The sequence below is a fragment of the Dyadobacter soli genome, from assembly GCF_900101885.1.
GTDB classification, from domain to species: Bacteria; Bacteroidota; Bacteroidia; order Cytophagales; family Spirosomataceae; genus Dyadobacter; species Dyadobacter soli.
This window is the reverse complement of the sequence record NZ_FNAN01000015.1, coordinates 67462-81270: the sequence shown is the minus strand read 5'-3', so window position 1 is coordinate 81270 and position 13809 is coordinate 67462. Positions and strand designations below refer to the sequence as shown.

The 13809-nt window shown below is 50.6% G+C and carries 12 protein-coding genes; 10 read left to right on the top strand and 2 right to left on the bottom strand.

Translation table 11 applies throughout. The features are described from left to right. Nucleotides 1–76 precede the first annotated feature (76 nt). The 7 genes from BLQ88_RS24065 (at nt 77) to BLQ88_RS24035 (ending at nt 6758) form a co-directional block, all read left to right on the top strand. The gene (locus BLQ88_RS24065; protein WP_090155257.1) at nt 77–886 is read left to right on the top strand and encodes a helix-turn-helix transcriptional regulator; all 810 of its coding nucleotides are present in this window, start codon (nt 77–79) and stop codon (nt 884–886) included. Nucleotides 887–952: 66 nt separating this feature from the next. Then, the gene (locus BLQ88_RS24060) at nt 953–1339 is read left to right on the top strand and encodes a VOC family protein (protein WP_090155256.1); all 387 of its coding nucleotides are present in this window, start codon (nt 953–955) and stop codon (nt 1337–1339) included. Nucleotides 1340–1391: 52 nt separating this feature from the next. Then, on the top strand, nt 1392–1730 hold the full coding sequence (locus tag BLQ88_RS24055) for an avidin-fold protein (protein WP_090155255.1): 339 nt from the start codon (nt 1392–1394) through the stop codon (nt 1728–1730). A 23-nt stretch (nt 1731–1753) separates the two neighbouring features. Beyond that, the gene (locus BLQ88_RS24050) at nt 1754–2284 is read left to right on the top strand and encodes a YceI family protein (protein WP_090155253.1); all 531 of its coding nucleotides are present in this window, start codon (nt 1754–1756) and stop codon (nt 2282–2284) included. A 118-nt stretch (nt 2285–2402) separates the two neighbouring features. Next, nucleotides 2403–4673, top strand: coding sequence for a TonB-dependent receptor (locus BLQ88_RS24045; RefSeq protein ID WP_176885082.1), 2271 nt, complete (start codon nt 2403–2405; stop codon nt 4671–4673). Nucleotides 4674–4708: 35 nt separating this feature from the next. Continuing rightward, the gene (locus BLQ88_RS24040; RefSeq protein ID WP_090155251.1) at nt 4709–6103 is read left to right on the top strand and encodes an HmuY family protein; all 1395 of its coding nucleotides are present in this window, start codon (nt 4709–4711) and stop codon (nt 6101–6103) included. Between the two features lie 70 nt (nt 6104–6173). After that, the gene (locus tag BLQ88_RS24035) at nt 6174–6758 is read left to right on the top strand and encodes an HmuY family protein (RefSeq protein WP_090155250.1); all 585 of its coding nucleotides are present in this window, start codon (nt 6174–6176) and stop codon (nt 6756–6758) included. 49 nt (nt 6759–6807) lie between these two features. On the opposite strand, the gene BLQ88_RS24030 is transcribed toward BLQ88_RS24035, so the two are convergent. Both BLQ88_RS24030 and BLQ88_RS24025 read right to left on the bottom strand, forming a co-directional pair. Then, nucleotides 6808–7425: a YdeI/OmpD-associated family protein gene (locus BLQ88_RS24030; RefSeq protein ID WP_090155248.1), complete on the bottom strand. Its 618-nt coding sequence runs from the start codon at nt 7423–7425 to the stop codon at nt 6808–6810. Continuing rightward, nucleotides 7422–8465, bottom strand: a complete 1044-nt coding sequence (locus BLQ88_RS24025) for a GNAT family N-acetyltransferase (RefSeq protein WP_090155246.1) — start codon at nt 8463–8465, stop codon at nt 7422–7424. The genes BLQ88_RS24030 and BLQ88_RS24025 overlap by 4 nt, the downstream gene beginning before the upstream one ends. 373 nt (nt 8466–8838) lie before the next feature. Between BLQ88_RS24025 and BLQ88_RS24020 the strand changes: the two genes are divergently transcribed. The 3 genes from BLQ88_RS24020 to BLQ88_RS24010 all read left to right on the top strand — a co-directional run bounded on the left by BLQ88_RS24020 (nt 8839) and on the right by BLQ88_RS24010 (nt 13783). Continuing rightward, nucleotides 8839–9258: a hypothetical protein gene (locus BLQ88_RS24020; RefSeq protein WP_090155244.1), complete on the top strand. Its 420-nt coding sequence runs from the start codon at nt 8839–8841 to the stop codon at nt 9256–9258. Nucleotides 9259–9449: 191 nt separating this feature from the next. Then, complete coding sequence (locus BLQ88_RS24015) at nt 9450–10595, top strand: efflux RND transporter periplasmic adaptor subunit (protein WP_090155460.1); 1146 nt, start codon at nt 9450–9452, stop codon at nt 10593–10595. A gap of 29 nt (nt 10596–10624) precedes the next feature. Continuing rightward, nucleotides 10625–13783, top strand: a complete 3159-nt coding sequence (locus BLQ88_RS24010; RefSeq protein WP_090155242.1) for an efflux RND transporter permease subunit — start codon at nt 10625–10627, stop codon at nt 13781–13783. Nucleotides 13784–13809: the final 26 nt, after the last annotated feature.

Here is a 13809-nt window from a genome sequence, read left to right as displayed (position 1 = left end):
AGATTTCAAAAATATAAATTTCGCAGAATATAATAAAAGTATATCCTTAAAACAGATAGACTAAATAGGTTAGCACATGAAATATTTCACGATACTTCCGTCGGCAGACCTCGCCCGGTATGTCCGTTTCTTCTGGGTGCTGGAACACAATCTGGCCGACAGCGAACCTTATTTTCACCGGACTATGGCCGACGGCTGCGCGGAAATGGTATTTCATTTCAAAGGCCGCTTCGACGAAATCCTGAAAACCGACCAGTCGGAGCTTTCCTTCCTGTCGGGCATTCAGGGACCCATGCAATCCTTCCGGCGGTTTCGCATCGATGAGGATTTCGGCATCCTGGGCGTATACCTCTACCCTTTCGCCATTCCGGCGCTTTTTGGTATCCCGACGACGGAACTACGCAATCAAATGCCCGACCTCAACACTTTCCTGGGCAATGCAGGTACCGAGCTCGAAGAGCGCGTCATGCTCGCCGCCGATCATTCGGAGCGCATTCATATTATTTCGGAATTTCTCAGAAAACGCATTCACAGCCACGAGGTGCACGAGCCGGCGGTTTTTTCGGTAATCAGCAGTGTGATCCGTTCCAATGGCCTGGCCAAAATCCCGGACCTTGCGGCACAAAGTTTTCTGTCGACGAGGCAATTTGAACGGAAATTTCTGGCATTCTCCGGCTTCACACCGAAGCTGTTCAGCCGCATTATCCGGTTCCATTCCGCTCTCAATGAATATGGTAACAAAGAAAAATCGCTCACCGAGATCGCTTATGAATGCGGGTATTACGATCAGTCGCATTTCATCCACGATTTCAAGGCATTCTCGGGCGAGCATCCCAAAACCTATTTTTCCGGCAATGCGGAAGGCATGGGTTACCGCGATGCATGATGTCGTTTTTTTCCAATTTCACGGCCGGCAGCCCGGCTACTTTTGTTTAAACCAAAAACAAAAATCATGAGCAACGTAAAAATTCCGAACGGCCACCAGGCTGTGATCCCTTACCTGATGCTGGACGGCGCAGCACGCTTTAAAGAATTTACTACCAAAGTGTTCGACGGCACCATTTCCACGACGCATTACCAGGAAGATGCGCCGGACATGATCAAACATTCCGAAGTTTCGATTAGCGGCAGCGTCATTATGTTCTGTGATTCACGACCTGAATGGCCCGCGCAGCCTGCAAACCTGTTTGTATACGTAGAAAACGCCGACGACAGTTATCAAAAGGCACTCGACGCGGGCGGAACGAGCGTCATGCCGCCTGCAGACCAGGATTACGGCCGGAGCTGCGGCGTGTCCGATCCATGCGGTAATACGTGGTGGATTACCTCGGTACTTTGATCAGAATGCGGTCTTAATGCCTATATTTAGTGCATTAAGACCGCATTTTGCTATGATCAATTACAACAACAAGGTTTTCGTCCCATTGTCTAATTCCGAAAACGGCGAGGTGGATCTGTCCATGCAATTCGTCTATCAGCAAACGGGCAACATCGTCACGTCCACGTATAAAGGCGGGCGCATTCGCAGCGGGCACCTGATCGCGCTCGTGGACGAGCAGGGGAATCTGGACATGCGGTACCATCAGGTGAACGACCGGGGCGAGATCACGACGGGCATTTGCAAATCGACACCCGAGCAACTTCCGAACGGCAAAATCCGTATGCATGAAAAGTGGCAATGGACTTCCGGCGACTGTTCCGAAGGCGAGTCGTTGCTGGAAGAACTCTGATATTCATCCAAACTAAAACTGAAATGCGCTTCCTACTAACATCGTGCATCCTCTTTGTCGCATTAGCCGGCCAGGTGTCGGCACAGACTTCCAAAATCGTCTCAGGTTCTACGAAATTCAGTGTCAAATTCATCCTCGGCACTTGTAATGGCACATTCGATGCGCCGCGCGGCGAGGCAGTTTTTAATGAGAAAAACCCGGAAAATGCCTCGTTTGATGTTAAAATCGCGGCAAGCACCTTCAAAACCAACAACAATTCCCGGGATAAGGATTTGAAAAGCGACAAGTATTTCTGGGTCGAGAAATATCCCGATATCCATTTCAAATCCTCCAAAGTCGAAAAGAAAGGCGACAAGTACCAAGCCACGGGCACATTAACTATGCGCGACGTTTCCAAAACCGTAACGCTCCCATTCGACGCCAAAAAGAACGCCGACGGCACCTATTCGCTCACCAGCACCTTCGATGTCAACCGCCTCGACTACAAAATCGGCGAAAAAGACTGGAAGCTGAAAGACGTAGTGACGGTCAATCTGCAAGCCACCATTAAGTAGTTCCAAAGAGTGATGCTTTGTACATTCTTCTTTACTCACAAAAAATATTTCACTGTGATTGTAATTAGTCTAAATAATATTTTCCTTTGCGATTATAATTAGTCTAAATAAATCCTCCGTGAGATATTATTTTACCATCTCTTTGATATTGCTGGTAATCAGCCGCCTGCTGGCGCAGGAAGGTAACGGCACTGTGGAGGGAAGGGTATTGTCCAAAAGTGGCAAACCCGTTTCAGACGCTACCATTTTTCTTCAAAATACAGTTCACGGCACGCAGACTTCATCAGAGGGGCTTTTTGCACTCTCGGCGCCTTCGGGCGACTATGCATTGGTCGTCAGGACGATAGGAAGTGAAGATGCGCAGGTAAAAATCACCGTTAAGGCGGGGGAATCGCTTAAAATCGAAGATATAAAGCTCTCCGAAACACCGTTGGCGCTGAATGAGGTCGTAATTACAGGTCAATCCGAACCGCAATCGCTGCGAAACTCCGTGTACCAGGTACGCACGATCGACAGCGAGCGTATTCGGCTTCGCGGCGCGACAAACTTGCAGACAATCCTCAATACCGAGCTCGGAATACGGTTTTCGAATGATTTAACACTTGGTACCAGCGATATTCAGCTCATGGGCATGTCGGGGCAAGGCGTCAAAATCCTCCTCGACGGCATACCGATGGTCGACCGCGGCGGCACGCGCGAAAGTTTGGGGCAGATCGATATCAACACCATCGAGCGCATCGAAATCGTCGAAGGCCCGATGTCGGTCATGTACGGTACCGACGCTTTGGCAGGAGTCATTAATATCATTACCAAAAAAGGGCACGATGGCGCTTCGCTCACGGTGAATGCGCGGATACAGGAAGAAACTGCCGGCGACGAATACGACGCATTGACCAAAAAAGGCACGCATAACCAGGGCCTCGGCCTTACCTGGCAGAACGAGCATTTGCAGTTCAATGGCAATGTGACCAGAAACAATTTCGGCGGCTGGCAGGGCGCTTCCACAGGCCGCGCAAAGGCATGGATGCCTAAGGATCAGATGCTTTATACCGCCGGCACTCGGTTTACAGGCAAGCGCTGGAATGTCTGGTACCGCTTCAACGGCACGGATGAAACGATCAAATACCTCGGTAACCGGAACGAGTATACCGGCGAGGCGGGAGACCAGGATTATATCACGAAACGCTGGTTCCATCAGGTACAGTCCGAAATTAGACCTAACGACAAGCTGCACATCACCGCCGTAGGCTCCTACACCGACTATTCCCGCAGAACCCTGAGTACTAATGTCGATATCAACGACCGCCGTACGCTCTCCCTCGAACCCGGCTCGCAGGACAAATCCATTTTTACCACCGCATTCTTCCGGGGAACAGCCTTTTACAAAGCCGGCGACCACCTTTCAATATTAGGTGGCGTCGATTTTTCCAACAACAATGCCTCCGGCGCACGGATCAACGGCTCCCCTACCATTAATGAATATGCATTGTTCGTTGCCCCGGAAATCCGTTTCGGGCAGTTTTTCAAGCTGACGCCGGGTTTGCGTTTCCTGAAAAACTCGGTGTACGACGCGCCGCCGGTGATTCCGTCGCTCAATGGAAAATTGACTTTGAGCAAATCACTGGACTTCCGCTTCGGATACGCACGCGGGTTCCGCTCACCTGCATTGCGCGAACTTTACTTCGATTTTCACGACGCATCACATTCTATCAACGGGAATGTCAACCTGAAAGCCGAGTATTCCAACAGCTTCAACTCGTTCCTTGTGTGGCAGGCGGTTAGTCGTGAAGGCCTCCGCGTCAGCTCTACGCTCGGCGGGTTTTATAATGTATTTCACGACCTGATCGACACCGGTATCGACCCTAACGACCGGACGCAGACGACCTATCTGAATATCCATTTGTTCAAAACCACCGGCGTTTCGCTCGACAATAAGCTATTCTGGAAAAACCTGCAAGCTACGCTGGGCGCTACCTACATCGGTCGCTACAATGAGTTTTCGGAAGCGCCGGAAGATTTCGGTTCGCTGCCTGAATTTGTATGGTCGACCGAGATCAATGCAAACCTGCTTTATACTTTCAAAAAAGCCGGCGCGAGCATTAACCTGTTTTACAAATTCTCCGGCAAACGCCCGGTTTACGAAAGCGCCGACCAGGTCAACATTCACCTCGCTGAAACAGAAGGCTTTCATATGGCCGATCTGACGGTCAGCAAAACCCTGGGCAAATACGTGAACCTGTTGGGCGGTGTTAAGAACCTTTTCGACGTCACCAACCTGCAAAACACTTCTACCGACACCGGCGGGGCACACAGCACGGGCGGGGCGGTACCGATGTCTTTCGGTCGGTCGTATTTCCTCGGCCTCAGTTTTCAATGGACAAAGCATTAACAATCAATTACCCTTTCATATAACTCCAATAAACTATGAAGAAAATAGTCCGGTCGCTACTACTGGTTGCATTCCTGGGAACATTCAACGCGTGCAGCGACGACGAACCACCATTACCGGATAACCTGGCGGCTTTCGAAGCTACCGAAAAGGGTTTTGAAGGTGATGAAACCGAAATCAAAATCGTTCTTTCACGAACTGTGGACGCCGCGACGCCCATTTCGGTGACGTTGACCCCGACACAGCTTACTTACGACACAGAGTTCACCACCACTCCTGCCGCGGCCAACAATACGATCACATTGTCGGTACCTGCCGGGCAGTCGTCCGTTTCGTTTAAAGTGAGCAAAAAAACAGGTGTATTGCTGGACGGCGACGAGAGCATTGCTTTCAAAATTGCCTCGGTTGGCACGCCGGTGCTGGTTGGTACTAATTCGGCATTGAAATTGAGCTTTAAAGCGATCATTTCGGACGGTACGAGCATTCAGCTGAACGGTATTGCGGGTAGCGAGCTTGGTAGCAGCGCCGCCAATTCGGTGTTCCTCGATCTGAGCGCCAATGCGCAAACGCCCGTTCTGCGCGACAGCTGGGATCTCGGTTTTTACAACGGTACCGATTTCCGCGTGACCATCAACGGTACCAACGGCGCTTCGGCATGGGCGATCAATAAAACGGACATTAATGCGGTTACCGATAAGGATTTCGCTGTCGATTCACTGGCAGTTGGTCAGGGGCAGGGTAAACTGTCGCTTGTGGACGACGCTGCGGGCGACATTACCAAAACCGTGATCGCGGCTGTTTCAGCTACCGACGCTGATAACAAAGTGTACATTCTGAACCGCAAAGGCGGTAGCGGCGCAGCCCTTCCTCTGGCTGATTTGTACAAAATCCGTGTTCTCCGCAAAGGCACAGGTTATACATTGCAATACGCCAAAGTGAATGAAACCACATTCAAAACACTCGACGTCACCAAAGACGCCGCGTTTAACTTTGAATTTGTTTCACTCGAAAAAGGCGCGACCGTCGATGTGGAACCGGCGAAAGACCGTTGGGATCTGAAATGGGGTTACAGCATGTATTTCACCGCTGCCGGCCCGGGCGTAATACTGCCATACGGCTTCTCCGACCTGGTGTTCATCAACAATCTGGGCGGCGTGGAAGCTGCGGAAGTGCTGACCACAGCCGCCACTTACGACGCATTTGCAGAAACGAACCTCACCGGGGTGACGTTCAGCAAATCGGCCGACGCGATCGGTTCGAAATGGCGGGCTACGACAGGGACCATCGGTGTTAAAACGGATCGTTTCTACCTGATCAAAGATTCAGCAGGTAACATTTATAAACTTCGCTTCATAAGCTTCCACAAGGATGACGGCGGCGAGCGCGGCAAGCCTAAATTGGAATACAAGCTTGTTAAAAAAGGAGCCTAAGGTTCAAAAATTCGTTCTAAACGGCTGCCGGAGCAAACCTGGTGGCCGTTTGGCTTAAACACATTTCTATATGTTATTGAAAACCATCATCCTTTCGACGTTCGCGCTGGCGGCAATGCCGGAGATCTCAGCGGTGAAAACAGCAGCTTCCCAGATCGTGGCGCCGGCAAAGCCTGAAATCACGGTCATCAAGGATTTGAATGCGAATACCAAGTCATACATCTATTTCAGCCTCGCTACCGGCAAGGAAGTGCCTGCCACCGACGCGAAGACGAAAAACTGGGACATTGCATTCAGCAAAACCACCATTGCCACCAACAGCGGCACCAGCGGCCCGGGCGAGGGCGGGGCGATTGTTCTGGAAAAACCTTTCGACCAGGTAAGTGACGCGCCCAAAGAAGGCTACAAAACCGACGGAGACGCAGGTTTCGCGATTCCGGGCGGCAGCGGCAACAGCTGGTACAAATATGATATGAGCGTTCATGCGATCCTGCCGATACCCGGGAGGACGATTTTGGTCAAAACCGCCAGCGGCAAACTGGCCAAGGTGGAGATCATCAGCTACTACAAAGGCGCGCCGGAAGATGTGCCTACCGAAGAATCCAGCTACTACACTTTCAGATACACGATTGCGGGCGAGGACGGCAAGTTTTAGTCACACCCAAACCCTTAATGCAAAAATCCCGGAGCGATCCGGGATTTTTTTATTTCACATACTTCCAGTTTCGTACCTTCCCTTCTGCCATCCATTCCAGCGCCTGTGCAATGCGCTTCTCCCGCGTGGCCTCAGTTTTGGCTTCCTCAAACCATTCCACATATTCCTTTTTATTGGAATAACTGAAACCTTCAAAAACCTTTCGGGCTTCCGCATTATCGGCCAACGCTTCGGTAACGTAAGCCGGAATGACGAGCTCTTTCGTTTCCTGCGGTTTGTTATCCTTTCTCATCTTCACGCCGCTGTCGATCAGGCGCATGGCTTCGAGGATAAAACCTTTCAGCTGTTCTTCCGCCGGAAGGTCTTCGATACTGGCAATTTTACCCAGACTTCCCATGCCCACACGCTCACCATTCACCGCGAGCAGGTTATTCGGGTCGCTGAGCCGCGATTCGAGCCAGAAGCCGAATGCGCAATGCTGCTTGAAAGACGCCATACTGCACAGGATACTGCCTTTGTATTCGAAATGCGGGAAGCTCCATTTCATGGTTTCCTTCGCATCCGGGCATGTCTCGTGTACAAGGGCGCGCAGGTATTCTAGTATAGGAATGGCAAAACCTGCTGATTTTACAATGTAAGTGTCAATGCGCGGGTCGGTTGTACTCATTGTTTTTCGAGAATTCCTTTCAGATTCGTCAAGCCTTCCTGAAAATCCTTCCCGATCGATTCCTCCATATTCATAATAGGAAGCATTACGTTCATCGGAATAGGCATTTTGCCGGTAAAGCCCCAACGAACACGGGTGGACGCAGAGTCGATCCCTTCCGTAACCATGTAGGCGTCGCTGGTACTTTCGAAGGGTTTGAGGAACCGCAACTGCGTGTCGATACGTCGGCCTTCCTCAATTTTGGTAATTTCCTGTTCGCCCTTCCCGACCTCGTCGTTACCTTCCCACATCGATACGAAGCCTACGGTACCGTCCGTTCCCGAGAAGGTTTTGACCATGTTGGGGTCGCGGCGGCCCCATACACTCCAGTCGTTCTGCTTTTTCAGGGATTTGAGGTATTCAAAAACCTCCGCTTTGGGTTTGTTCACGACGATCTCACGTTCGACCGCATAATCTTTCGGCATGATGAATGCCGCAATCAGGATCAACGCAACGAGTCCAAGGAAAATGTAGAGAGCTTTTTTCATAAAGGGGGTACTTTTTGGTGAATAATTAAACCTGTACTTGACTTCATCAAGATCTTCGATCAATTCAGTATTGGTCATTCCCGCCTTTTCCAGTACGCGGATCGAGGCAGCATTGTTGACATTCACAAACGCGATCACATCCCTCGCTTTCAGCACATTTTTTGAAAAGCGGATCAGCCCTGTCGCAATTTCGGTAGCTACCCCTTTTCCCCAGAACTCCTCCATCACCCGGTACCCGATCTCGATCGCCGACCCTACCCTGTCCAGCTTGGCGGCCCCTATGAGTTCGCCCGAATGCCTGTCTTCGATGAGATATCTTCCCAGGTAGGTATCCATGCCGTACTCTTCCAGAAAGCTTTTGAGCATATTATCCGACTCCTCACGCGTGAGCGAATAGCCGGTCACATATTTCATCACATTCGCATTGTTGCTCAGCCTGAAATACTTGTCACCGTCTCCGGCCGTCATTTTGGTCAGTACAAAATGTTCGGTATAAATAGGTGTGACAATCATGGTAAGCAATATTGAGCGTTTTGCGAAAGCCCGACTGCCTTGTCAATATACACTTTTCTCCAAAAAAAGTTACATACTTCCCGGCACGGATTTTTTAAAGGTCAAGTTTCCGATTTAAACGGAAAAACACAAGTTCAAAACCGACTGTTTAAGCCGCTCTTAACGTTCACAAAATAGCGGTTTGGCATTCATTACCAGTGAAATATTTTTTGTTAACGTTCATTAACAATCCTGAAAATTTGCAATCTACATTTGAAACGTTATATTTGAGCTATTGCCCAATTGTATCACAATTCCGTCCCAATAGTTCCAATCATTCTTGAATTCATTATAAAAGTATGAATTTTTCAATGACCTGATCTTAATCAGCATCATGACAAAAAGAACTTTTGTATTGTTTTTCTGGCTCGCACAATTTGCCGTTTCGCTGCTCCTGGGGCCGCAGAGGGCCGTTGCGTGCAAGATTGATATGGGCACCGAGGCCTTCTCCCCCTTCGAAATCGCGGAGCGGCCCGGCAGCAAGGATATTGTGTTAATCGATGATACGATCTGCAAAAACGAGACGATCGTCAGGGCCGACGAGACAAAATGGAACGAGTCGCTTTCCAAACTTTTTAACCGCCGGCATTCTACCTACCGCTTCCTGACGCTCATTTCGCAGTCAATACCCCAATGTGAAATTACCCGGCCTTCCAGAGTTGTCAGGGAGACCGTACAACCGCTTTATGCAAACAACGGAGAGATTACGCTGCCTGATTATTACAGCTTTCTCCATCGTCTTTGCCCTTTCTGAACTCGCCGCAAGCGTTCTTTAATCCCCCATTTTCGTAGCTGACGGACAGTCTCGTTATGCCCATTCGCGCATATACGGGCCATTCCGGGCATTCACGCTATGCTTTTTGCTGCACGGTATTTCCGCGCGGCCGAAAGGCTATTCCTATTCCCCTGCATTTACCGCCAACCAATTTATACAAACGCATCATGATGAAAGATTTGAAATGGCCACTCCTTTTGCTCGTTAGCATTTTCGCTTATGGCTGTGCTTCGAAAAGTGAAACCCTATCCGAGACAAAAGACACTGTTCCGACGATCCCCGTAACGGAACTAAGGCCCCAGAAAACCGAACTGCACCGCGAATACGTAGGCAACATCCACGCCCTGCGGAACGTAGAAATATATGCCCGTGTGAAGGGTTACCTCGAAGAAGTATATGTGGACGAAGGCAAGGAAGTCAAAAAAGGACAGACTTTGTTCCGTATTAACAATGAAGAGTACGAAGCCCAACTGGCCAAAGCGAAGGCTAACCTGCAAAGTGCAATCGCCGATGCGAAGGGCGCCGAGCTGGAAGTAAAACGTGTAAAACTGCTCGTTGACAAGAATGTAGTTGCCAAAAGCGAACTGGAAGTAGCACAAGCGAAACTGGCCGCGGCCAATGCGAAAATCGAGGAAGCGAAATCCGAGAAATCAAATGCGGCCATTCAATTGGCACATACCGTGATCAAAGCACCATTCGACGGTGTGATCGACCGCCTGCCGAGCAAAATGGGCAGCCTTATCGACGAAGGCACATTGCTGACCACGCTGTCGGACATCAAAACGGTGTATGCGTATTTCAATGTATCCGAGAACGAATACCTGGAATATGTGAAAGCACGTGACAAAGCCGCTACCAAGCAAGCCGTAGTAGAACTGGAACTTGCCGACGGCTCATTCTTCAAGCACAAAGGGATGATCGAAACCATGGAAGGCGCATTCGACGAGGGCACCGGCTCCATTGCCTTCCGTGCACGCTTCTCGAATCCCGAAAAACTGCTGAAACACGGCTCTACGGGCACGATCCGCCTGACCAACACCGTAGATAACGCGATCCTCATCCCGCAGCAGGCTGCGTTTGAGATTCAGGACAAAAACTTTGTATATGTATTGGGAAAAGATAACAAGGTCAAGACGCGGAGCTTTGTGCCGCAATCCCGGTTGTCTACTTTTTATGTAGTAAAATCAGGTCTGGAATCAGGCGAAACGATTGTATGCGAAGGATTGCAATCCTTGCGTGACGGCGCGACCATCAACCCGAAAACCGTCTCCACCGACACGGTGTCGGCCGAAAAAATCGAGCTTACCGCACGGTAGCATTCCTTTTATCACCTGAATTGTAGATCATGTTTCAAAAATTCATTGAGCGACCGGTTTTATCGCTGGTCATCTCCATATTTATTACCCTGCTCGGTGTTCTGGCAGTGCTGGAACTACCCGTTTCCCAATTCCCCGACATTGTTCCGCCCTCGGTGGTTGTAACGGCTACCTACACGGGCGCGAACGCCGAAGTGTGCGTCGACGCCGTGGCCGTGCCGCTTGAAAAAGCGATTAACGGGGTACCCGGTATGACTTATATGACAAGCGTTTCCGGGAATGATGGTGTAACGACGATCAATATTTCCTTCAATGTGGGCGTCGACCCGGACCTCGCGGCGGTGAACGTGCAAAACCGCGTTCAGACCGTTATCGACGAACTTCCCGAAGAGGTTATCAAAGCCGGTGTAACCACCGAAAAAGAGGTGAACAGTATGCTCATGTACCTCGATATCATGAGCTCGGACACCACCGTCGGCGAGGATTTTGTATACAACTTTGCCGATATCAATATCCTCAAAGAGCTGAAACGGATCGACGGCGTGGGCCGCGCGCAGATTATGGGTAGCAAAGACTACTCCATGCGCGTATGGCTGCAACCCGACCGCATGAACAGCTACAATGTCTCCGCCGACGAAGTAATTACGGCCATCCGTGACCAGAACGTGGTTGCCGCGCCCGGAAAAACCGGCGTGAGTTCCGGCCGCGAAAAGAATGTGCTGCAATATGTGTTGAAATACACCGGTAAGTTGTTCGAACCGGCGCAATACGAAAACATCGTGCTACGCTCGAATCCCGACGGTTCGATTCTGAAACTGAAAGACGTTGCCAAAATCGAGTTCGGTACGCTGGAATACGATATGGCTTCCAAATCGAACGGACGGCCTTCGGCTTCGATCATGATCAAGCAGCGGCCGGGCTCCAATGCGCAGGAAGTTATTCAGAATATCAAAGACAAAGTTGCGGAGCTGAAAACGACCACATTCCCTCCCGGAATGGATTACTTCGTATCCTACGACGTTTCCCGCTTCCTCGACGCCTCCATTCACGAGGTAATCCGCACGCTCATCGAAGCATTCGTGCTTGTAATCCTGATCGTGTATTTGTTTTTGCAGGACTTCCGCTCCACAGTCATCCCGGCCCTGGCGGTGCCGGTGGCATTGGTCGGTACGTTCGCATTCATGCAAATGTTCGGATTCTCGATTAACCTGCTGACGCTTTTTGCATTGGTACTTGCGATCGGTATTGTGGTCGATAATGCCATCGTGGTCGTCGAGGCGGTGCACGCCAAGATGGCCGAAAAGCATTTGGACGCCATGGAAGCGACCATCGAATCGATGAAAGAAATGAGCGGCGCGATCATCGCGATCACGCTGGTAATGTCTGCGGTATTCGTTCCGGTTGCATTCATGTCGGGGCCGGTCGGGATTTTCTACCGGCAGTTCTCCATTACCCTCGCGATTTCCATCGTCATTTCGGGTATCAATGCACTTACGCTTACGCCCGCATTGTGCGCGCTGATGTTGAAAAACACACACGGGCAGCCTGTGAAGAAAAACCCGCTTACCAGGTTTTTTGCTGGCTTCAACAAAGGCTACGACGGCTTGCAGAACGGCTACCGGAAATTGCTTGGGTCCATTGTAAGCCGACGGATGATTACCATAGCATTGCTAATCGGCTTCTGCGTGGCCACTTTTGGCATCAACAGCATTCTCCCAAGCGGATTTATCCCTACGGAAGACCAGGGCGTGATTAACGTCAACGTCACTACGCCGGTAGGTGCGACGGTTGAAAGAACGGAAGTGGTTCTGGATCAAATTCAGAAAGTAGCCGAAAGCCTCGAACCGGTCGAATCCGTTTCTTCACTTTCCGGTTACAGCTTGCTCACCGAATCCGCGGGTTCTTCGTACGGTATGGCGATGATCAACCTCAAACCCTGGGACCAGCGCACAGCATCCGTGCAGGATATTATCAAAGAAATGGAGGCCAAAACGAAGCACATTACCGATGCCGAAATCCAGTTCTTCCCGCCTCCAACCGTACCTGGTTTCGGTAACTCGTCGGGCTTCGAGCTGCGTGTACAAGATCGCTCCGGTAATGAAGATTTGCAGAAGACGGCCGAGGTTACCAACAAGTTTATCAAAGACCTCGCCGCCACGCCGGAGATCGCCGCTGCATTCAGTAGCTTCGACGCCAGCTTCCCGCAATACATGATCCACGTCGATTCGGACATTGCCGCCAAGAAAGGCGTTTCGATAGATATCGCGATGGGTACCCTACAAACAATGATTGGTAGCTATTACGCCTCCAACTTCATCCGTTTCGGGCAGATGTACAAAGTGATGGTGCAAGCCGACGCGAGTTTCCGCAAAAACCCCGAGGACATTCTCAAATTGTATGTCAAAAACAACCGGGGCGAAATGGTACCATTCTCGACATTTATCCACCTTGAAAGGGTATACGGCCCCGAATTGCTGACACGCTATAACATGTATACGTCGGCGATGATCAATGGTGACGCCGCGCCGGGTTACAGTAGCGGTGACGCTATTAAAGCGGTCGAACGCGTAGCAGCCACCAGCCTGCCGAAAGGCTACACCTACGACTGGTCGGGTATGACGCGCGAGGAGATCCTTTCCGGAAACCAGGCCATATTCATTTTCGGGATTTGTCTCGTGTTCGTGTACCTGCTGCTGGCGGCCCAATATGAAAGCTTCCTGCTGCCGCTGCCGGTAATCCTCTCGCTTCCTACCGGTGTCTTCGGGGCATTCCTTGCATTGAAATTAATGGGTCTGGAAAACAACATCTACGCCCAGGTTTCGCTCGTCATGCTGATTGGCTTGTTAGGTAAAAACGCGATCCTGATCGTAGAATACGCCATTATTCGTCAAAAAGAAGGCCGTACTGTCATCGAAGCCGTGCTGGAAGGCGCCACGGAGCGTCTGCGACCAATTTTGATGACCTCTTTTGCATTCGTGGCGGGCCTTATCCCGCTCGTAATGGCATCCGGTGCCGGTGCGATCGGTAACCGTTCCATCGGTGCGGCGGCAGCCGGCGGTATGCTCATCGGTACCATCTTCGGAGTGATCATCATTCCGGGATTGTACGTCGTATTTGCAAGTATGGCTAAAAAGAAAAAGACGCCTCCTCCGGTAGTGGCTGCGGAGGAAGAAGCATTGCTGCACTAAGCCCCCTCGAATCCAGTTTTGGCCGC

Bases quoted from the DNA above. Each gene is read 5' to 3' on its own strand.
- BLQ88_RS24065 (WP_090155257.1), top strand. From the start codon at position 77: ATGAAATATTTCACGATACTTCCGTCGGCAGACCTCGCCCGGTATGTC.
- BLQ88_RS24060 (WP_090155256.1), top strand. From the start codon at position 953: ATGAGCAACGTAAAAATTCCGAACGGCCACCAGGCTGTGATCCCTTAC.
- BLQ88_RS24055 (WP_090155255.1), top strand. From the start codon at position 1,392: ATGATCAATTACAACAACAAGGTTTTCGTCCCATTGTCTAATTCCGAA.
- BLQ88_RS24050 (WP_090155253.1), top strand. From the start codon at position 1,754: ATGCGCTTCCTACTAACATCGTGCATCCTCTTTGTCGCATTAGCCGGC.
- BLQ88_RS24040 (WP_090155251.1), top strand. From the start codon at position 4,709: ATGAAGAAAATAGTCCGGTCGCTACTACTGGTTGCATTCCTGGGAACA.
- BLQ88_RS24035 (WP_090155250.1), top strand. From the start codon at position 6,174: ATGTTATTGAAAACCATCATCCTTTCGACGTTCGCGCTGGCGGCAATG.
- BLQ88_RS24030 (WP_090155248.1), bottom strand. From the start codon at position 7,425: ATGAGTACAACCGACCCGCGCATTGACACTTACATTGTAAAATCAGCA.
- BLQ88_RS24025 (WP_090155246.1), bottom strand. From the start codon at position 8,465: ATGATTGTCACACCTATTTATACCGAACATTTTGTACTGACCAAAATG.
- BLQ88_RS24020 (WP_090155244.1), top strand. From the start codon at position 8,839: ATGACAAAAAGAACTTTTGTATTGTTTTTCTGGCTCGCACAATTTGCC.
- BLQ88_RS24015 (WP_090155460.1), top strand. From the start codon at position 9,450: ATGAAAGATTTGAAATGGCCACTCCTTTTGCTCGTTAGCATTTTCGCT.
- BLQ88_RS24010 (WP_090155242.1), top strand. From the start codon at position 10,625: ATGTTTCAAAAATTCATTGAGCGACCGGTTTTATCGCTGGTCATCTCC.